This is a genomic window from Cryobacterium psychrophilum, assembly GCF_004365915.1.
Classification (GTDB): domain Bacteria; phylum Actinomycetota; class Actinomycetes; order Actinomycetales; family Microbacteriaceae; genus Cryobacterium; species Cryobacterium psychrophilum.
In genome coordinates, this window is the sequence record NZ_SODI01000001.1 from 1,336,664 (window position 1) to 1,356,396 (window position 19,733).

Sequence of the window (19,733 nt, forward strand, 5' to 3'; positions counted from 1 at the left end):
TCCTGGGCAGCGGATGCGCGCCGCCCCTCCCTCTGGAAATCTCCGCCGTTGTTGCGCGGTCTGCTGCTACTGCTGGAGGCCGGAGTACAGCGGGAAGGCCTGCGTGAGCGTACGAACGCGTGCGCTCAGGGCAGCCTTGTCGGCGCCGGGCTTGAGGGCCTCAGCAATGACGTCGGCGACCTCGGTGAACTCCACGTCGCCAAAGCCACGCGTGGCCAGCGCCGGCGTGCCAATGCGCAGCCCGCTCGTGACCATGGGCGGGCGCGGGTCGAACGGGACCGCGTTGCGGTTCACGGTGATGCCCACCTCGTGCAGGGCGTCTTCGGCCTGCTGGCCGTTGATCTCCGAGTTGCGCAGGTCGGCAAGAACGAGGTGAACGTCGGTGCCTCCCGTGAGTACGTCGATGCCGTGGGCGCGGGTGTCGTCGGCCATCAGCCGGGCGGCGAGGATGCTGGCACCGCGAAGGGTGCGCTCCTGGCGTTCCTTGAACTCGGGCTCGGCCGCAAGCTTGAACGCGGTGGCCTTGGCGGCGATCACGTGCATGAGCGGGCCGCCCTGCTGGCCGGGGAACACGTTGGAGTTGAGCTTCTTGGCCAGGGCCATGTCGCGAGACAGGATGAAGCCGGAGCGCGGACCGGCGAGGGTCTTGTGCACGGTGCTCGAGACCACGTCAGCGAAGGGAACGGGCGAAGGGTGCACGCCAGCAGCAACCAGTCCGGCGAAGTGTGCCATGTCGACCCAGAGGAGCGCGCCCACCTCGTCGGCGATGGCACGGAAGGCTTCGAAGTCGAGCTGACGCGGGTAGGCGGACCAGCCGGCGATGATCACCTTGGGCTTGTGCTCGAGCGCAGCGTCACGCACCGAGTCCATGTCGACGCGGAACGTTTCCTTGTCGACGCCGTAGGCGACCGGGTTGTAGAGCTTGCCGGAGAAGTTGAGCTTCATGCCGTGGGTGAGGTGACCACCGTGGGCGAGCTCAAGGCCGAGGATCGTGTCGCCGGGAGTGGCAATGGCGCTCAGCACGGCGGCGTTGGCGGTGGCGCCGGAGTGCGGCTGAACATTGGCGTATGCGGCACCGAACAGGCTCTTGGCACGGTCGATAGCCAGCTGCTCGGCGACGTCGACGTACTCGCAGCCACCGTAGTAGCGGCGTCCGGGGTAACCCTCGGCGTACTTGTTGGTGAGCACGGAGCCCTGCGACTGCAAGACGGAACGCGGCACGAAGTTCTCGCTGGCGATCATTTCGAGGTAGTCGCGCTGGCGACCGAGTTCCTGCTCGAGAACGGCGGCGATCTCGGGGTCAACGACCTCGAGTGGCTCGTTGAAGGTGGACGCTAGCACGGATGAAGCGGCGGAATCAGGCACGGAGTTCTCCTTAATAATTGGATGTGCGGCCCAGGCGTGCGGCCACTAACCGTGTCAGTCGCTCCCCGATGGTGACCCATCTTCGTGCTACGCCAGTTGCGACATGCCGAGCATATCAGCACCGCGTGGGAATGGCATCGGGTTCCCGCTCAGGCCGGAGGCGCCTGCGGACCGGATGCTGCCCCTGGGCTGCCGGGGGCTCCGCGGCCCGCGAGCTCGTCCACAATCAACAGTTCGGGGTGCAGATGCTGCGTACCGTAGGCGGCCCGGCCCACGAGGTGGGCGGCCATGGGCGCGGTGAGCGCCTGGAAGAGCACGATGGCCACGATGAGGGTGACCGTTCCCACGGTGAAGTTGTTGACCGCAACATCGGTCACGATCGCCATCAGACCGAAGATCTGCGGCTTCGTGGAGGCGTGGATGCGGCTGAAAACGTCGGGAAAGCGCAGCAGCCCGACCCCGGCCGCGAAGCACATGAGCGCCCCGGCGAGCACGAGAACGGCGGTCAGGGCGTCGTGCAGCACGTCACTCATGCGCTGTCCCGCGCGGGGAGGAAACGGGCCACACTGAGCGAGCCGAGCACAGCGAAGAGGGCGAGCACCAGCAGCACGGGGAGGTTGTCGGTGTGGCGGTTGAGCGCCATTTCGGCGCCGAGCGCACAGATAACCGTCGCCACGAGCACATCGGAGGCGATAACCCGATCCAGCACCGACGGGCCCCGCACGATGCGGTACACCGCGAACAGGCCACCGAGGGCGAACAATATTCCGGCGATGATCGCCACCGTCTGCATCATGGGGTCTGTCCTTTCGTGGTGGTGGAGTCGTCCGGTGTCGGCGGTGTGACCCCGCGCAAGCGCTCGAGGTCCTGCCTTGAGCCGACGGCTCGAATGATTCGGCGTTCGGTCTCCAGCACCGTGCGTCGAAACCGTTCGATGCCGGCGGCGCTGTGCACGTTGAGCACGTGCAGGTACAGGGTGGAGTGCTCGCGATCAATGTCTACCACGATGGATCCGGGCACGATCGACGTCGATACTGCGGTCCAGGTGAGGATGAGGTCGCTGCGGGTGCGCAGGTGCACGGCCAAAATGGCGTTGCTCGTGACGAGGCGCGGGGACAGCGCAAGTCCGGCCACCTGCACGGATGCTCGCACAATGTCGATGATGAGGCGCACGAGGTAGGTGAGAACGAACCACGGGTTCACACGGTTGCTCAGCTGCACCGGAACCAGGTAGAACGACACGGAGACGAGCACGGCAACGCCCGTACCGGTCACGAAATTGAGCCAGGAGAATGAGCCCCACAACAGCATCCACAGCACAACGAGACCGACAATCGCGGGCAGCTGGTTGGCGACGCTGACGAGACGTCCTTTGCGCGGTGTCATGGCGTGCCGTTCGGAAAGACGGCGTCAATGTACGTGGACGGATCCGTGATGTTTCCGGCCGCGCGCACGCTGACGTCGAAGAGGGGCCCCGCGAATACCGAAAGACTCAGGGTGAGGACCAGCATGACCGTGGTGGTGCCCACCATGAGCGGTGAAACGGTCTTCTTGAGCACCGTTCCCTCGTCTTCCGGGTCTTCCACCAGCGCGGCGAGCGTGGCGGACGTGTAGGTGAGAACCTCTTTGCGGGGCCGCCAGAACGCGATGTTCCAGGTGCGGGCGAGCGCGTACAGGGTGAGCAGCGACGTAGCGGCACCGGCCGCGATGAGGACCCAGATGATCGGACTGCCCTCCCGCGCGCCGGCCTGGAACAGCGCGACCTTGCCGAGAAAGCCGGAGAACGGCGGGAGTCCGCCGAGGTTCACGGCGCCGGCGAAGAACAAGATCGCCACGAACGGCGACGCCTTCAGCAGACCTCCGAGCCGGGAGAGCGAGGTCGTTCCGCCGACCCGCTCGATGAGCCCCGCGCACAGAAACAGTGTGGTCTGCACCGTGATGTGGTGCACCACGTAGAAGATGGTCGCGGCAATGGCGAGGGGGGTACCGATCGCGATACCGAACAGCATGTAGCCGATGTGGCTGACGAGGGTGAACGAGAGCAGGCGTTTGATGTCAGCTTGGGCGAGCGCCCCGAGAATCCCCACAATCATCGTGAGCCCGGCCACCACCATGAGCAGCATCGAGAATGGGTGGTCGGGAAAGAGCAGCGTCTGGCTGCGCAGAATGGCGTAGATACCCACCTTGGTGAGCAGCCCGGCAAACACCGCCGTCACCGGGGCGGGGGCCGTGGGATACGAGTCCGGTAGCCAGAACGACAGCGGAAAGACGGCCGCCTTCACGCTGAAGGCCAGCAGCAGAAGCAGCCCGAGAATGATCTGCACGTCGCCGGGCAGGTTCGGGAGTCGCTCGGCAATCAGGGCCAGAGTCACCGTGCCCGTGGCTCCGTAGATAAGCGCAATCGAGCTGAGGAACAGTAGGGACGACACAAGGCTCACCACGATGTAGGTGACGCCCGCACGGATGCGCGATCCCGTACCTCCGAGGGTCAGCAGGACGTAGCTCGCGGAGAGCAGCATTTCGAATCCCACGTACATGTTGAACAGGTCCCCGGCGATGAAGGCGTTGAACAGCCCGGCCGACAGCACGAGGTACGTGGGGTGGAAGATCGACACCGGGGTCTCAGCATGCCCGTCCAGCAGCCCCTGGCCCACGGCGAACAGCAGCACACCGAGCAGCATCAACGCCGACACGAGCAGCATGATCGCGGAGAGCCGGTCGACGACGAGCACAATGCCCCAGGGCGCGTTCCAGTTACCCACGTGCACCACGGCCGGTCCGCCACGGTCCACCAGTACGAGCAGTATGGCGCTGATCACCGCCACGGCCACGAGTACCGCCACGCTCACCAGAATCTGTGGTTCGCGGCGTTTGCCGAGTACGAGGGCCATGGCCGCGCCGAGCAGCGGGAGCGCCACGATCAGGGGCACAAGCACGTTCATCGGGTCTTCCCCTCGGTGGCCGGGGGGTCGATGGTGGGTACGGGGGCATCCGAGTCGTCGGTGCCACGCTCGAACTCGTCGAGCGAATCCTGCACGGCGTCCTCATCCTCCGACGACGAACGCAGTGCGGACTCGCTGGACGTTGCGACATCGTCGACGTGCTCGTCGCCCAGATTGTCACCCTCGTCGCCGAGGCGGGCGAGCCACCACGAGCGATAGATGAGGGCGAGCAGCAGCGCGGTGATGCCGAAGTTAATGACGATGGCCGTGAGCATGAGCACCTGGGGAACCGGGTCGACCATAGAATCGTCCAGGCTCGTGCCCGTGACAATGGGTGCGTTTCCCGGCCGGCCACTCATGATGAAGATCAGCAGGTTCGTCGCATTCCCCACAAGCAGGAACCCGATCAGCACCCGGGTGAGGCTGCGCTCCAGCATCACGTACACGCCGCAGGCGTACATAACGGCCATCAACACAACGAGGGTCAGGGAGGCGTTCATGCTCGGCCCTCCCATGTGGTCACCGGCGCGGTATCCGTTGTCGTCTCACTTGCGACGAGACCCGAGCCGGGAACGGATGTCTGCAGTTCCGGCCCGAGCTCATCGACCTCGCTCTGTCGGTCGATCTCGCTGCCGAGGCTGCGCAGAATGTCGTACACGAGCCCAATCACCACGAGGTAGACGCCAATATCGAAGATGGTGGATGTGCCGAACGACAGCGAGCCGAGTACGGGAACCTCGGTCGTCACATAGGCCGATTCAAGCGGAACGCCGCCGAAGACGAGCGAGACGACGCTCAGGCCCCCGGCAAGGATGATACCGAGTCCGAGGATTTTGCCCGGGTCGATGGGGGCGGCCTCGCCGAGCTCGTAGCGTCCTCCGGCAATGTAGCGCAGCACGAGCGCCAGGCCGGCAATGAGCCCGCCGGCGAAGCCGCCACCTGGCTCGTTGTGACCGGCGAAGAGCAGGTACAGGGAGACGATGATTGCCGGGTGGAACAACATGCGCACGAGCACCTCGATCAGGATCGAGCGGTGCTGGGCGGGAATTTTACGCCCGGCAACCAGGAAGGCCTGGCGCGTGACGGCGTGTCCCTCCCCCGAGACCTCCGGGTCGGCGATGACGCGACGGCGGTTACGGCCCAGGCGCAACCGCCGGGAATCCCTGAGCCGGGGCACTTCGGCGTTGCGGCCGGAGACGAACAGCAGGCTGGCCACACCGGTGGCCACGACGATGAGCACGGCGATTTCGCCCAGAGTGTCCCACGCGCGAATGTCCACGAGCATCACGTTGACGATGTTGTTGCCGTGGCCCTCCTCCACAGCGAGGCGAGGAAGCTCACTGGCAATGCTCGGATCCTGACGTGCACCGAGCGCGACCACGCCGATCGTACCCATTACGATGCCCACCAGGGCGCCGATGAGGGCTCGACGCTTGCGGTGCCTGGGTCGATTGTGCTGGGCAATCTGGGTGGGGAGGCGGCGCAGCACGAGCACGAAGATGACCAGGGTGATCGTTTCGACGAGCGCCTGGGTGAGCGCGAGGTCGGGGGCGCCGTGGAACGCGAAAAGCACCACGAGGCCAAAGCCGGTGACGCCGGCCAACAGCACCGCGGTCATCCGCTGCCCCACCCGGGCGGCCATGACGGCGGCGATACCCATGATGAGGGCGATGAGCACCTGTCCCGGGTAGTCCCACAGCACGATACGCTCCGGCCAGCTGCGGTTCACCGCGGCGGCGAACCCGAGGGCGAGCACGAACACGACGAGGATGGTTCCGAGGTACTGCGGCAGTCCCCCGCGCTGCCCCAGGTAGGTCAGCCTTGCCGCGGTGCGGTCGACGGCGCGCACCGTCATGCCATACCCGTGGCCCGCGTCGATCCACGCCGGCACGGTGGCCTGCAGCCGGGCGACGCGCCGACGCCAGCGGAACAGCAGCACGCCCAGACCGATCACCACGGCGCTCAGGAGCAACGCTGGTTCGAGACCGTGCCAGAGGGCAAGGTAATACGCCTCACTCGCGCTGCCGTCACCGGGAACGGTGTTGGCGTACGGCGCGAGCAGCGGGTCGAGGGCCGAGGCGAACACGCCCAAGGCCACGGTCGCCACGGTGAGAACTGCCGGGGCCAGCAGGGTGTCCCTCGGGCTCGGGTGCAGCACGGTCGTCGCCACCGTGGGGCGGGTGCCGAAAGCGCCCCAGAAGAAACGGATGCTGTAGGCCACGGTGAGCACGGATCCGACCGCCGTGCCGACGAGCGCGATCCAGCCCCAGGCGCTGCCGCCCACACCCGCGTCGAGCAGCGAGGTGAACACGGCCTCCTTCGCCACGTAGCCGAAGAGCGGGGGAATGCCGGCCATGGAGGCAACCGCGATGAGCGCGATGACGGCGAGGGCGGGGCTGCTGCGTCCCACCCCGGAGAGCGCTCGCCAGTCGCGGGTGCCCGCGCGATGGTCGATCACGCCCACCACGAGGAACAGGGTGGCCTTGTACAGCGCGTGGGCGAGCAGCAGCGCGGCACCGGCGAGGGCCGTGTTGCGGGTGCCGAAGCCGACGACGATCATCAGGAAACCGAGCTGGCTCACGGTGCCGTAGGCCAGCAGGAGCTTGAGGTCGTACTGGCGCAGCGAGCGCCACGCGCCCACAAGCATGGTCCACACGCCGAGGGTCACAAGCACGGGCAGCCACCCATCGCTGTCCGCGTAGCCGGGGGCGAGCCTGGCCACAATGTAGATACCGGCCTTCACCATCGCGGCGGCATGCAGGTAGGCGCTCACCGGGGTGGGGGCGGCCATGGCGGCCGGCAGCCAGAAGTGGAAGGGCACGAGGGCGGATTTGGACAGCGCGCCCACGAGGATGAGCAGGATTCCCCACGTACCGAGCGGGCCGGTGACCGGCTGGGCCACGATCACCGCGAGGGACGTCGTACCGGCGCCGACCGAGATCATAATGACGCCCACGAGCATGATCAGGCCGCCGAACGTGGTCACGAGCAGTGCCTGCAGCGCGGCACCACGACTCTCACGCTTGCTCGTGTAATGCCCGATCAGCAGGTAGGACAGCACGCTCGTGATCTCCCAGAACATGAACATCACGAGAAGGTCGTCGGCGGTGACGAGCCCGTACATGGTGCCGGCAAAGGCGAGTAACAGGGCGGCGAAGCGGCCCAGCCCCGGCTCATCGGGAGAGAAGTAGCTAGCGCAGTAGACCAGGACGAGGGCGCCGATGCCCGTGACCACGAGGGCGAGGAGCCACGCGAGCGTGTCAACGCGAAAGGAGAGGCTGATGCCGAGGGCAGGAATCCACGGGATGCTCTGGGTGACGGATCCACCCACGGTGACGACCGCGGTCTGCGTGAGTGTGTAGGCGAAGGCTCCGGCGGGGAGCAGGGCGATCACATAGAACACACGGGTGCCGAGCAGCCGGGTGAGCCACGGCGTGAGCGCCGACAGAACTGTGAATACAAGGAGGAGAGTCGCCACGCGGTCTCCAGTCTCGTCTCGCAGGGGCTGAGGGTTTCCAGTCTAACAGTGCGTTAGCGTACCCTCCGGGACGGGCGCGCGTTCATGCCGCGTCCACGCCGCGCTGCACGCATCCAACTGGCGCTCTTCGCACCTTCCGGGCGCCCGTAAGGTGCGAAGAGCGCCGACGGAGTGAACACCCGGCGTCAGGCGCGGCGGCGGGACAGACTGTCGGTGACGATCACGAGCACGAGGGCCAGCCCGAGCAGGGCCACGTAGACCCACGGAATGACGTTCATGCCCACCGTGTCGAGCAGCAGCGCCCCGAGCAGGGCTCCGCCACCGATGCCGGCGTTGAATGCGGTGGTGTACCAGGCACTCGCGGTGTCGCGTATGCGGGCAGACGCGGTGTGCAGCATCCGGGTCTGCAGCAGGGGCGGCAGGGTGCCGAACGCGAGCCCCCAGAGCATGAAGGCTCCGATGGCGACCGGCATCGTGACGACACTTCCGGGCAGCTGGGTGATGGCGAGCACCGCGACCGCGGCGGCGGCGGCGGCGATGCCCACCACGAGGCCAAGCTGCGGCCGGGGGCCGAAGACCGTGCCCACGAGCAGTAGGCCCACCGCGCCGGCGATGCCGAACGCGAAGAGCATGGCGGGAACATCGGCCACGGTCACGCCGAGCCCGCCGGTGAGGAACGGGGTGACGTAGGTGTAAAAGGTGTAGTGCCCCACCATCGTGAGCGCGGTGATGGCGCAGATGAGGGCGACGGCGGCTGTCGTCGGGTCACGACGAGCCTTCGGGGCAGCCGAGGCCGCGGCGCCCTTCTGCGCGCGCGGATGGCGCCCGGCGTGGTGCGTCACTCGAGGCACGAAGCGCCATACGAGGAACGCACCCACCAGCATGAGGCCGGCGAGCAGAATAAACGTGGGTCGCCAGCCGAGCAGGTGCCCGATCATCGTGGCCACGGGCACGCCGAATATGAACGCGAGGGTTCCACCGGCAACCGTGATGGCCACGGCGCGGCCGATCTGTTCCTTGGGCACGAGGTGCCCGGCGTAGGCGCCGACGACCGACCAGAAGATTCCGTGCGCCATGCCGCCGAGCACCCGGGACGCGACGACGAATTCGTAGCTGGGCGCGATGGCGGTGAGCACGTTGCTGATCGCGAAGACCACGAGCACGGCCAGGAGCAGGCTGTGTCGGGGGAATCGACGGGTGAGATGGGCGAGGCCGGTGCTCGTGGCCACCACGGTGAACGCGAACCAGCTCACGAGCAGGCCGACCTGCGACGGGGCGACGCCGAGCGACGAGCTCATCTCGGGCAGCAGCCCGACGGGCATCATCTCCGAGGTGATCGAGAGGAAGACGGCGGCGCCGAGAACGATGAGTCCTGCCCAGGGGAAAGGCCGTCCGAGCGGGATCACGCCGGTGGGCGGTTCCTCGGCCCGTTGAATGGGAATGGACGCGGTAATTGACATGACACTGCAATCGACAAGCGGCGGGACGGCTGGTCATCTGCAGTGAGAACACTGCGGCTATGGGATGAGCATGACAGAGCAGAACGGCTGCGCGCCGACGTGCGCGCCCGGGGCCGCGAGCGTGAACGCGACCGTGAACAAGGCTAGCCGATGTGTCTCCACGGGGCCAGTCCCGCCGGTAATCTGGTCGGATGACTTCTTCCCTCGTGCCGGAGCACGCTGAGCATACCGAGCACTCCGAGCGCCACACCCCCACAAACCACTGGGTGATCACCCTCGTCTGCGCCGACAAGCCCGGCATCGTGCATGCGGTCAGCGGCGCCATCGTAGAGGCCCGCGGCAACATCGTCGAGAGCCAGCAGTTCTCGAGCGACGACACCGGTCGGTTCTTCATGCGCCTCCAGGTGGAGTCTCCCGCCGAGCGCGCCGACTTCGATGCGGCCCTCGCGCCGGTTCTCAACCGCTACGACATGACATCCGTTATCGACGTCGTGGGTCGCCCGCTCCGCACCCTTGTGCTTGCCTCCTCGGCCGCGCACTGCGTGAACGACCTGCTCTTTCGCCAGCGCGGCGGCCAGATTCCGGTGGAGATTCCCCTCGTGCTCAGCAACCACGGAACCCTGCGCGACCTCGTGGGTTTCTACGGCGTGCCGTTCGAATCCCGCCCCATCACGGATGCCGCCAGCAAGGCCGCGTTTGAGGCCCGTGTCATGCACGCGGTCGACGAGCTCGACATTGAACTCGTCGTACTCGCCCGGTACATGCAGATTCTCTCCCCCGAACTCTGCGAACGTCTGGCCGGCCGGGCGATCAACATTCACCACTCGTTCCTGCCCGGGTTCAAGGGCGCGAACCCCTACCGGCAGGCGCATGCGCGCGGCGTGAAGCTCATTGGAGCGACCGCCCACTTCGTGACCGGCGACCTCGACGAGGGCCCGATCATTGAGCAGAACGTGGTGCGCGTCGACCACTCCCGCACACCGGCCGAGCTTGTCGCCATCGGCCAGGACGAGGAGAGCCGCACGCTCACCCAGGCGGTCAAGTGGTTCGCGGAGAACCGCGTGCTGCTCGACGGCGCCCGAACGATCATCTTCAAGTAGCTCGCTCCATTGCGAGCAGCCCACGGGCCGGGGCCTTCGGTAGAATGACGGGGTGACAGATTCCCGCGCGCAGCCACCCATCGGCCCCAACGACATCCTCCGCTCCGTGCTCGAACTCTTCGCGTTCATCAGCCTCGGCCTCTGGGGCTTTCTGGCCTGGCCACTGCCGTGGCCCGGCGTGCTCGTGGGTATCGCTGCACCGGCGTTCGCCATTCTCGTGTGGGCGCTGTTCCGGTCACCGAAGGCCGTCTTCACACTTGACCCGTTCGGCAAGGCCTTCGTGGAGATCTGCGTCTTCGGCGCGGCCGCCATCGCCTGGTGGGACCTCGGTCAGCCCGTGGTCACCGTGGTCTTCGCCGTTGTCGCCACGGTGAGCGGCATCATCTCCGGCCGCAAGGAACTCGCCGGCTGAACCCGTTACGCCGGCAGGTGCGTGCGGGGCATGCGTAGCGCGTAAGCAGATGTCGCGAGCAGCAACAGGGCGCCGACGAGGAACGCGAGTGGGAGCGACACCAGATCCACGAGCAGTCCGGCCACGAGCGGACCGGCAATCGCCCCGGCGTCGGAGAACATTGAGAACACGGCCACGGGGCGCCCTCCCCTGGCTCCGGCCGCGTCGCCCAGTGCGGCTGCCGGGGCGGTTCCCATGAAGGCCGCGGCCACGCCGTACAGGCACAGCAGCGCGCCGAGCACCCAGATGTTCGGCGCGAAGGGCACGGCCATGATCGTCACCGCGGCGAGCGCGAACGCCCCGATGATCGCGGGGCGGCGGCCGACCGTGTCAATGAACCGGGCGGCCGGGGCGAGGGTGAGCGTCTGGGCCACGGCCGCGCACGCGAAGGCGATGCCGGTCCAGCTCGTGGGTCCGCGCAGCACCTCGACGATGATGACCGGGACCAGGGTTCCACGAACGCCCAGCGATGTCCATCCCTGGGCAAAGTTAGCCAGGCACGCAGCCCGAAACCGGGTATCACGCAACACCGTGCGGAACGGGGTGCGTTGCGCGGTCTCGGCCGAGGTATCTGCTGTGCCAGAAGTTGTCGAGCGCAACAGCACGATGCCGATCACGCCGGCCACGCCGAGGGTGCCGGCGTAGAAGAAGAATGGAGCGGTGAGGGAGATGGTGGCGAGGAGGCCGCCGATGGCTGGACCGGCCATGCCGCCAATGAGGAAGCCACCCTGATAGAAGCCGATGGCTCGCGCGCGAATGGCCGTGGGGGTGGAGCCGAGCAGCAGCGTCATCGCGGAAACGGAGAACAGTGCGGAGCCGATGCCGCCAACGCCGCGCAGCAGCAGCAGCTGCGGGTACGTCTCGGCGATGCCCGCGAGCCCGCTCGAAACGGCGACGATTCCGATTCCGGCCGAGAGGATGGTGCGTTCACCGGCCCAGTCGATCAGGCGACCGCAGAACGGGCTCGTGACGAGGCGCATCAGGGCGAAGGCAGAGACCACGGCTCCCACGGCGACATAGTTCACGCCGAAGCTGCGCACGTAGACCGGCAGCACGGGGACCACCACGCCGAAGCCGACCATGACGAAGAAGGCGATCACGCCGAGGACGAGCACATCGCGGGGAAGTCGGGGCCGCGGCGCCGCACCTGCACCCTGGGTGCCGCGTGAGAAACGGCCCGTTCGCATTCCTCCAGCCTAATACGGGGCTCCCTGTCCCGCGGGCCGCCAGCGACCCGAACGAGAACGGTACTCCCGGTCCAAAGACAGCGAGCCCCGTGGTGGGCACGTCTACCCGGCGCGTGCGACGCCTGCCGGGTCGCCCGCACGGGCACTCCTTGCTGTCGAACCGGCCGGCGGTTCGGGTCAGACGGCTTCCCCGGTCGCCCCTTCGGTCGGTACGGTCGCGTGCACACGTGCCGCGGCATCCGCGCGCCCACCGATGGCGCGCAGAGCGTTGAGGATCGTGATGAGGTCAACGACTTCCTGGCTGAGCGCCCCGATCGTGGCCGGGATCAGGCCGAACGCGGCCACAATCATGAGGATGACGCTCAGCGCTATGCCGAGCCAGATGCTCTGCAGGGCGACCCGCACGGTGTCCTGACCGATGGTGACCGCGCGCGCGGTGCGTGACACGTCGTCGAGCAGGATCACGACGTCGGCTGATTCGCTCGCCGCCGTTGAACCGCGCGCCCCCATGGCGATGCCCACGTCGGCGACCGCGAGCACCGGGGCGTCGTTGACGCCGTCGCCCACCATGATCACGGGCCGGGCCGTGAGCGCACGCACCGCGTCGACCTTGTCGCTCGGCAGGCAATCCGCCTGCACCCGGGTGATCCCGACCTGTCCGGCGATGTGTTCGGCGGTTTCCCGCGCGTCGCCGGTGAGCATGAGGGATTCCTTCACCCCGAGCTCGGCCAGCCGTGCGACCGTGTGGCTGGCGTTGTCCCGCACGAGGTCCCGCGCCACGAGCGACCCCGCGAACCGGCCCCCGACCGCCACGTACATGGCCAGCTCGCCCCCGCGCAGACGCGCGAGGGCGGCATCCGGTGCATGCTCGCGCACGAAGGCAAGCTTGCCCACGACCACCTCCCGCGGGCCGAACTCGGCGGTGACGCCATGAGTGGCCACCTCGCTCGCCGTGTCGGCGGCGGTGAGGGCGAGGTGTCGTTCGCGCGCTTCGTTGACAACGGATGCCGCGAGTACGTGGGAGGAATACTGCTCGGCCGACGCCGCGAGGGCCAGCATCTCGTTCTCGTCGAATCCGGGCTCCGCCCGCACCTCGGCGATCACCGGAGTGCCCTGGGTGAGGGTCCCGGTCTTGTCGAACACCACCGTGCGTGCCCGCGCGAGGGTCTCGAGCACGCCCGCTCCCTTCACGATGATGCCATTTCGTGCGGCACGGCTCATCCCTCCCAGGAACGCCACCGGCGCGGCGAGGAGGAGCGGGCACGGGGTGGCAACCACGAGCACCTCGGCGAACCGCACCGGGTCGCCGGAGAGTGCCCATGCGAGGCCGGCGAGACCGAGTGACAGCAGCGTGAATGGCACGGCGTAGCGGTCGGCGAGGCGCACCACAGGGGCTTTGCTGTTCGCCGCCTCCTCCACGAGCGCGATGATGCGCTGAAACTGGCTGTCGGCCGCCGTCGCGGTGGCACGAACGATGATGGCGGTCTGCCCGTTGATCGACCCGCTCAGCACGCTATCGCCGGTGCGCCGTTCCACCGGGAGGCTCTCGCCGGTGAGGGAGGACTCGTCGAAGGAGGCCTCCGCCGATTGCAGCGCGCCGTCCACGGGAACGATTTCGGCCGGCCGCACGAGCAGGAGGTCGTTCACGGCCACCTCGGTGACCGGAACGTCGGAGACATCCGCGTCATCGCCGCTCAAGCGGTGCGCCAGCTGCGGGGCGCGCGTCAGTAGGGCGTTGAGCTCCCGGGTGGCGCGGCCCGCCGCGTAGTCTTCGAGGGCCGCGCCACCGCTGAGCATGAGCACGATGATGAGGGTGGCCACGTATTCGCCGACCGCGATGGTCGCCATGATGGCAATGATCGCCAGCAGATCCAGGCCGACGGAACCGTTGCGGAGGCGCCGCACCATGCCTGTGAACTCAATCACGGCCACAACGAACCCGAATCCGCTGAACAGCCAGCGCACGGTATCCGGCGCCCCGCCCCACCACAGGGCCAGGCCCAGCAGGCCGACGAGTACGGTCGCAACCACAATGGGGTAACGCCGAGCCGAGCCCAGAATGCGCTTCATGCTCAAATTCTGGCGCGTGGAGGCAAGAATAGCCAGCGAGGGGACCCTCACTGTTCTGCGGTGCGCCCGGGCATACAGCAACGGCCCCGACCAGAAGGTCGGGACCGTTGCGGTGCGAGTTACGCCAGGCGCGCCTGGAGGTTCTCGTCGAGGGAAGCGAGGAACTCTTCCGTCGTCTGATAGCCCTGGTCCGGGCCAACGAGGAGCGCGAGGTCCTTGGTCATCTTGCCGCTCTCCACGGTCTTGATGACAACGTCCTCGACGATGCGCGAGAACTCGATCAGGGCCGCGTTGTTGTCCAGCTTGCCGCGGTGCGCGAGCCCGCGGGTCCACGCATAGATCGACGCGATCGGGTTCGTCGAGGTGGGCTTGCCCTGCTGGTGCTGGCGGTAGTGACGCGTCACGGTGCCGTGTGCAGCCTCGGCCTCGACGACCTTGCCGTCGGGGGTGGAGAGCACGCTGGTCATCAGGCCGAGTGAGCCGAAGCCCTGCGCCACGGTGTCAGACTGCACGTCGCCGTCGTAGTTCTTGCAGGCCCAGACGTAGCCGCCCTCCCACTTCATGGCCGATGCGACCATGTCGTCGATGAGGCGGTGCTCGTAGGTGAGGCCGGCAGCGTCGTAACGCTCCTTGAACTCGGCGTCGAAGATCTCCTGGAAGATGTCCTTGAACCGACCGTCATAGGCCTTGAGGATGGTGTTCTTCGTGGAGAGATACACCGGGAAGTTGCGCTCGAGGCCGTAGTTGAGCGAGGCACGGGCGAAGTCGGTGATCGAGTTGTCGAGGTTGTACATTCCCATGGCCACACCGCTGCCGGGTGCCTTGAAGACCTCGAAGGACTGCGGTTCGCTGCCATCCTTCGGGGTGAAAGTCATGCTCAGCGTGCCTTCGCCCTCGAAGCGGAAGTTCGTCGCCTTGTACTGGTCGCCGAACGCGTGGCGGCCGATGATGATCGGCTTGTTCCAGCCGGGCACGAGGCGCGGGATGTTGGAGATGATGATGGGCTCACGGAAGATCGTGCCGCCGAGGATGTTACGGATCGTGCCGTTGGGCGATGCCCACATCTTCTTCAGGCCGAATTCCTCGACGCGCGCCTCGTCGGGCGTGATCGTCGCGCACTTGACGCCGACGCCGTGCTTCTGGATGGCGCGGGCCGCGTCGACCGTGATCTGGTCGTCGGTCTCGTCGCGCTTCTGGATCGACAGGTCGTAGTACTCGAGGTCAATATCGAGATACGGGTGAATGAGCGTGTCCTTGATGGCGTGCCAGATGATGCGGGTCATCTCGTCGCCGTCAAGCTCGACAACCGTTCCCTCAACCTTAATCTTCGACAATTAGCTCTCCTCTGAAACATTGGTGACCGCTATGGCCACCGACCAGCTTAGTAGATCCGCCCAATTATCTCGACATCGAGATATATTTGTGGGTCTGGAACCCCGCGAATACCCCCAAATGTCAACCAGAAGTGCCGGGCAGCGGTTACCCTGATCAGATGGGTGAGTTGAGACTGGAAGAACTGTCCGCACGCAATATCGTTGCGGCTAATAACCTGAGCCTGAAGCCCGGCCAGGAGCAATTTATTGCGCCCGTATCGTATTCCGTCGCGGCATCCACTACCAACCCCGCCACGTCGTGGCAGCGAGTCGTTCTGCTCGATGGCGAGGTCGCCGGGTTCATCCACGGCAACTTTGACCCCGAGTCCGATCACGACGAGTTTCGAGCCTGCATCTGGCGCATCAACGTTGACGCCGCCGCGCAAGGCCAGGGTGTGGGTAAGTTCGCTGCCGATTCGCTGGCCGAAGAGGCACGTTCACGCGGCTTCAAACAGATCACGGTGATCTGGGAGTCCGGCGAAGAGGGCCCCGAGGCGTTCTTCCACCGCCTCGGCTTCACCGACACCGGCCAGACCCCGTACGGCGAGGTCATCGGCGCGCTCCAGCTCTAGCACCGCGGCATCATGCATTCGGCGCAGGACGACGATTTTGTGTCGCACGTACTCGGCATCGTTGATGCCATTCCACCCGGCCGGGTCATGACGTACGGCGATGTCGCGGCCGTGCTCGGGTCACGAGCCGCCCGCGCGGTGGGCCAGGTCATGGCGCGCTACGGCACGGATATGCCGTGGTGGCGGGTCGTCCGGGCCGGCGGGCATCCGCCGATTGAGCACGAGGACCGTGCCCTGGAGCACTACCTGGCCGAGGGAACTCCGCTGGTGCCCCGGACCCCGACGCACGCGTATCGGATCGACTACGCGGCCGCCCGGTGGTCTCCCGCGTAGCTCCCGAAACTGCTACTGGCCGCCGGGGGTGGGCGGTGTTACGCTGCGTCCATGAGCAGCGATCCTGTCATCTCGAACCCCAGTCTCTACCGCGTCATCATGGAGAACGAGCGCGTGCGCGTTCTGGAGTACCGCGACCAGCCCGGGGACAAGTCCACTCCACACCACCATCCGGACAGCGTGATGGTCTCGCTCAGTTCCTTCCGCCGGCGGCTGTCCACCGGCGAGCACCAGGTTGACGTCGAGGTGCCGGCCGGGGGTGTGCGGTGGCTGCCGACCCAGGATCATTCCGGCGAGAACATCGGCGACACCGAAACCCACACCATCTTCGTTGAGCTGAAGGGCCCGTCGGCAGGCCCACCCGCCCCGGGCGCCGCCGTCCCGCTCGGCCCCGTCGGCGATCACCCGGGTTCCTGAGGCCGCGGTGCGGTCGCTCAGCAGCGTCTGCAACGCCTCCTGCACGAGCCGTTCACTCGGAATGTCCAGCGACGACGTGGCCTCATCGAGGATCAGCACCGCCGGGTTCGCCAGGAAGGCGCGCGCGAACGAGATCAGCTGACGCTGCCCCTCCGAGATCCGCCCGCCCCGCTTGTGCACGTCCGTGTCGTAACCCATGGGCAGCGACTCGATGAATCCGTGCGCGCCAACGGCCTTCGCGGCGGCCGCGATTTCGGCGAGCGTCGCATCCGGTTTGCCGATGGCGATGTTGTCGGCAACCGAACCGCTGAACAGGTAGGCCTCCTGCGTGACCATGATGATGGCGCGGCGCAGGTCTTTGGGGTGAAGATCGCGCAGGTCGACGCCATCGAGCAGCACCCGGCCCTCGCTCGGGTCGTAGAACCGGCTCATGAGCTTGGCCAGCGTGGACTTGCCCGCACCCGTCAAGCCCACCAGGGCGATGGTCTGCCCGGCCGGAACGTTCAGGTCGAAGCGCGACAGGATCACCCGGTCGGTCTTGTAGGCAAACTGCACGCCATCGAATTGCACGTTACCGGATGCTTCGCGCAGGTCAACGGGCACCACCGGGTCCGGCACGCCCGAGCGTTCCTTCAGTACGCCGGAGATCTTCTCCAGAGCCGCCGCGGCCGCCTGGTACGAGTTGTAGAACATCGCCATCTCCTCCATCGGGTCGAAGAAACGCCGGGTGTAGAGCAGCGCACCGATAGCGAGGCTGCCGTCGACCACCCGGAAGGCACCAACGAGGAGCACAACAGCCACCGTGACGTTTCCAATGAGCACCAGCCCCGGATCGAAAACGCCGAACAGCTGGATCACGCGCGCGTTGACGGAGCGGTAGTCCTCCACCAGGCGACCGAACTGCTGCTCATTGCGCTTCTCCTTACGGAACGCCTTCACCGCACGAATTCCGGTCATCGTTTCAACGAAGTGCACGATGAGGCTCGCGGAGGCGGTGCGCGACTGACGGAGCAGTGTCTGCGCCCGCACCTGGAACCACCGGGAGAGCAGGGCGAGGGGCAGCAGCGCGGCAAACAGCACGAGGCCGCTCGTACCGTCCAGGAGAAACAGTGCCACCGCCGTGAACGTCATGTACAGCACACCCTGCACAAGCTGGTTGATGCCCGAGTCGAGCAGCACCCGGACGCGCACGGGCCGGAGCAGGGAACCGAGCAGGCGCAGCGAACGTCGCCGCAGGCGCGTGCTCTCGGACGTGGTGAAATCGTGGCGTTCTTCACCCGTTACGCCGGTGACGCTCACAGCTGCTCCTCCGCTCTCTTGTTCTCTCGTCGTTCTTCGTCTTCCAGGCTGGAGATGACGAAGGTATAGTGCGGACTCGTACGCAACAGCTCGGTGTGGGTGCCCACCGCCGTGATGCGCCCGTCTTCCAACAGCGCCACGCGGTCGGCGAGCATCACGGTGGAGGGGCGGTGCGCCACGATCAGCGCGGTGGTCGACACGAGCACCTCGCGCAGCGCCCGTTCCACCAGCGACTCGGTGTTCACCTCGAGGGCGGAGAGCGGGTCATCCAGGATAAGCACCGCCGGCTCGGCTGCCACCGCCCGCGCCAACGCAATGCGCTGGCGTTGTCCGCCGGACAGGCTCATGCCCTCCTCTCCCACGAGGGTGTCGACACCGTCGGGCAGGTCGTGCACGAATCCGGCCTGGGCGATCTGCAGTGCCTGCTCGAGCGCGGCATCCGCTGCCTCCGACGCCTCGGCGAGCTCTTCGCGACCCAGCAGCACGTTGTCTCGAACGGATGCCGAGAACAGCGTGGCATCTTCGAACGCCATCGCGAGGTGGCGGCGCAGGTCTTCACGTGCCAGGTCGCGCACGTCGACGCCGTCGAGGGTCACCCGCCCCCGAGGCGCGTCGAGCGCGACCGGAGCGACCGGGTCGGTGATCGAGTTGGGCGAATCCATCACGTCGAAGAATCGGTCGGTCGCCGTACGGGCGTCGAAGGGCATCGACAGCAGGAATCCGATCGATTCCACCGGAAAACGCAGCACGGTCGCCGTGGCGAAGAACGCCACGAGTTCCCCGGCGCTGAGCTGACCCTGGCTCGTGAGCCACACGCCGGCGACAAGCCCGAGCGCAAATGCCACATCGGGAATGAGCTGCAACCAGAGCCAGATGCCGGCTATGGCCCTCGCCTTCGCGATCTCGGTGCCGCGCAGGGTTTCGGCCTGTGCGGCAAAATTCTTGAGCGCGAAACTGCCACGGCCGAACGCCTTGAGCACGCGGATGCCGTGCACGGATTCCTCCACCGCCGTCGCGAGGTCACCGGCCTGGTCCTGGCTGCGGCGGGCAATGGAGGAGTACTTGTTCTCGAAAACGTAACCGTAGATGAACAACGGGATCGAGCAGGCCACGAAGATGACGCCGAGGATCCAGTTCATCGACACGAGAATGACCACTCCGATCACGATGGTCAGCAGGTTGATCACGATCAGCACGAGCCCGAACGAGATCCAGCGGCGAATGAGATTGAGGTCGCTCACGGCGCGCGACAGCAGCTGCCCGCTGGGCCACCGGTCGTGGAATGTGACGGGGAGGTCCTGCAACCGGGCGTAGATTGCGCCTCGCATGGCGGCCTCGATGTGCGTGCCGGGGGTGAGCACGAACCAGCGGCGAAGCGCAATCATGATGGCCTCGAGCACGCCGAGGCCGAGCACGATCGACACCGCCGGCCAGATCTGGCTCGGGTCGCGGTTCGACAGGGGCCGTCAACGAGCCGCTGCAGAACCTGCGGGATCGCCAGGGCGACGAGGCTGGCCAGCAGGGCGGCGAGCATCCCGAGCCCAATGCGCCCCAGCGCCGGCTTGGCATAGGGGTAGAGCCGCCGGAGTGCGCGCAGCGTGGTCACGCGTGGCGCGGCACCGGTCGATGAATGGGGGGGCAGGTTCTGAGGTCATCGTGAGTCCTGTGTCAGGCGGCGCTATGGCG

The 19,733-nt window shown here is 66.8% G+C and carries 16 protein-coding genes, 1 pseudogene and 1 riboswitch; of the genes and pseudogenes, 4 read left to right on the forward strand and 13 right to left on the reverse strand.

Annotated elements, in window-relative coordinates:
- Positions 1-66 precede the first annotated feature (66 nt).
- The 8 genes from glyA to EDD25_RS06185 form a co-directional block, all read right to left on the reverse strand.
- Positions 67-1,365, reverse strand: a complete 1,299-nt coding sequence (gene glyA, locus EDD25_RS06150) for a serine hydroxymethyltransferase (RefSeq protein ID WP_134172508.1) — start codon at positions 1,363-1,365, stop codon at positions 67-69.
- 21 nt (positions 1,366-1,386) lie between these two features.
- A riboswitch (ZMP/ZTP riboswitch) is annotated at positions 1,387-1,475 on the reverse strand.
- Between the two features lie 39 nt (positions 1,476-1,514).
- The gene (gene mnhG, locus EDD25_RS06155; protein WP_134172509.1) at positions 1,515-1,898 is read right to left on the reverse strand and encodes a monovalent cation/H(+) antiporter subunit G; all 384 of its coding nucleotides are present in this window, start codon (positions 1,896-1,898) and stop codon (positions 1,515-1,517) included.
- Entirely contained in the window at positions 1,895-2,161 is a 267-nt protein-coding gene (locus EDD25_RS06160; RefSeq protein ID WP_338419606.1) for an MrpF/PhaF family protein, read from the reverse strand. The genes mnhG and EDD25_RS06160 overlap by 4 nt, the downstream gene beginning before the upstream one ends.
- A complete protein-coding gene (locus tag EDD25_RS06165) occupies positions 2,158-2,751 on the reverse strand; it encodes a Na+/H+ antiporter subunit E (RefSeq protein WP_134172510.1) in 594 nt (197 codons plus the stop codon). Before EDD25_RS06165 ends, EDD25_RS06160 begins: the two co-directional genes overlap by 4 nt.
- Entirely contained in the window at positions 2,748-4,307 is a 1,560-nt protein-coding gene (locus EDD25_RS06170; RefSeq protein WP_134172511.1) for a Na+/H+ antiporter subunit D, read from the reverse strand. Before EDD25_RS06170 ends, EDD25_RS06165 begins: the two co-directional genes overlap by 4 nt.
- Entirely contained in the window at positions 4,304-4,807 is a 504-nt protein-coding gene (locus tag EDD25_RS06175; protein WP_134172512.1) for a sodium:proton antiporter, read from the reverse strand. Before EDD25_RS06175 ends, EDD25_RS06170 begins: the two co-directional genes overlap by 4 nt.
- Entirely contained in the window at positions 4,804-7,785 is a 2,982-nt protein-coding gene (locus tag EDD25_RS06180) for a Na+/H+ antiporter subunit A (RefSeq protein WP_134172513.1), read from the reverse strand. Before EDD25_RS06180 ends, EDD25_RS06175 begins: the two co-directional genes overlap by 4 nt.
- A 185-nt stretch (positions 7,786-7,970) precedes the next feature.
- Positions 7,971-9,245: an MFS transporter gene (locus EDD25_RS06185; RefSeq protein WP_134172514.1), complete on the reverse strand. Its 1,275-nt coding sequence runs from the start codon at positions 9,243-9,245 to the stop codon at positions 7,971-7,973.
- 191 nt (positions 9,246-9,436) lie between these two features.
- Between EDD25_RS06185 and purU the strand changes: the two genes are divergently transcribed.
- Entirely contained in the window at positions 9,437-10,345 is a 909-nt protein-coding gene (gene purU, locus EDD25_RS06190; protein ID WP_134172515.1) for a formyltetrahydrofolate deformylase, read from the forward strand.
- A 52-nt stretch (positions 10,346-10,397) separates the two neighbouring features.
- Positions 10,398-10,757, forward strand: coding sequence for a YrdB family protein (locus EDD25_RS06195; protein ID WP_134172516.1), 360 nt, complete (start codon positions 10,398-10,400; stop codon positions 10,755-10,757).
- Between the two features lie 5 nt (positions 10,758-10,762).
- On the opposite strand, the gene EDD25_RS06200 is transcribed toward EDD25_RS06195, so the two are convergent.
- The 3 genes from EDD25_RS06200 to EDD25_RS06210 all read right to left on the reverse strand — a co-directional run bounded on the left by EDD25_RS06200 (position 10,763) and on the right by EDD25_RS06210 (position 15,387).
- Positions 10,763-11,983: an MFS transporter gene (locus tag EDD25_RS06200; protein WP_134172517.1), complete on the reverse strand. Its 1,221-nt coding sequence runs from the start codon at positions 11,981-11,983 to the stop codon at positions 10,763-10,765.
- A gap of 177 nt (positions 11,984-12,160) precedes the next feature.
- Positions 12,161-14,053: a heavy metal translocating P-type ATPase gene (locus EDD25_RS06205; protein WP_134172518.1), complete on the reverse strand. Its 1,893-nt coding sequence runs from the start codon at positions 14,051-14,053 to the stop codon at positions 12,161-12,163.
- A 119-nt stretch (positions 14,054-14,172) separates the two neighbouring features.
- Positions 14,173-15,387 (reverse strand): NADP-dependent isocitrate dehydrogenase, encoded by a 1,215-nt coding sequence (locus EDD25_RS06210; RefSeq protein WP_134172519.1) that lies wholly within the window; start codon positions 15,385-15,387, stop codon positions 14,173-14,175.
- A 158-nt stretch (positions 15,388-15,545) separates the two neighbouring features.
- Between EDD25_RS06210 and EDD25_RS06215 the strand changes: the two genes are divergently transcribed.
- Positions 15,546-15,998, forward strand: coding sequence for a GNAT family N-acetyltransferase (locus EDD25_RS06215; protein WP_134172520.1), 453 nt, complete (start codon positions 15,546-15,548; stop codon positions 15,996-15,998).
- A gap of 12 nt (positions 15,999-16,010) precedes the next feature.
- Positions 16,011-16,331, forward strand: a complete 321-nt coding sequence (locus tag EDD25_RS06220; RefSeq protein WP_134172521.1) for an MGMT family protein — start codon at positions 16,011-16,013, stop codon at positions 16,329-16,331.
- A gap of 12 nt (positions 16,332-16,343) precedes the next feature.
- On the opposite strand, the gene EDD25_RS06230 is transcribed toward EDD25_RS06220, so the two are convergent.
- Positions 16,344-18,047 (reverse strand): ABC transporter ATP-binding protein, encoded by a 1,704-nt coding sequence (locus tag EDD25_RS06230; protein ID WP_241986265.1) that lies wholly within the window; start codon positions 18,045-18,047, stop codon positions 16,344-16,346.
- Positions 18,044-19,581, reverse strand: a pseudogene (locus EDD25_RS06235) (ABC transporter ATP-binding protein). Before EDD25_RS06235 ends, EDD25_RS06230 begins: the two are co-directional and overlap by 4 nt.
- Between the last annotated feature and the right edge of the window lie 152 nt (positions 19,582-19,733).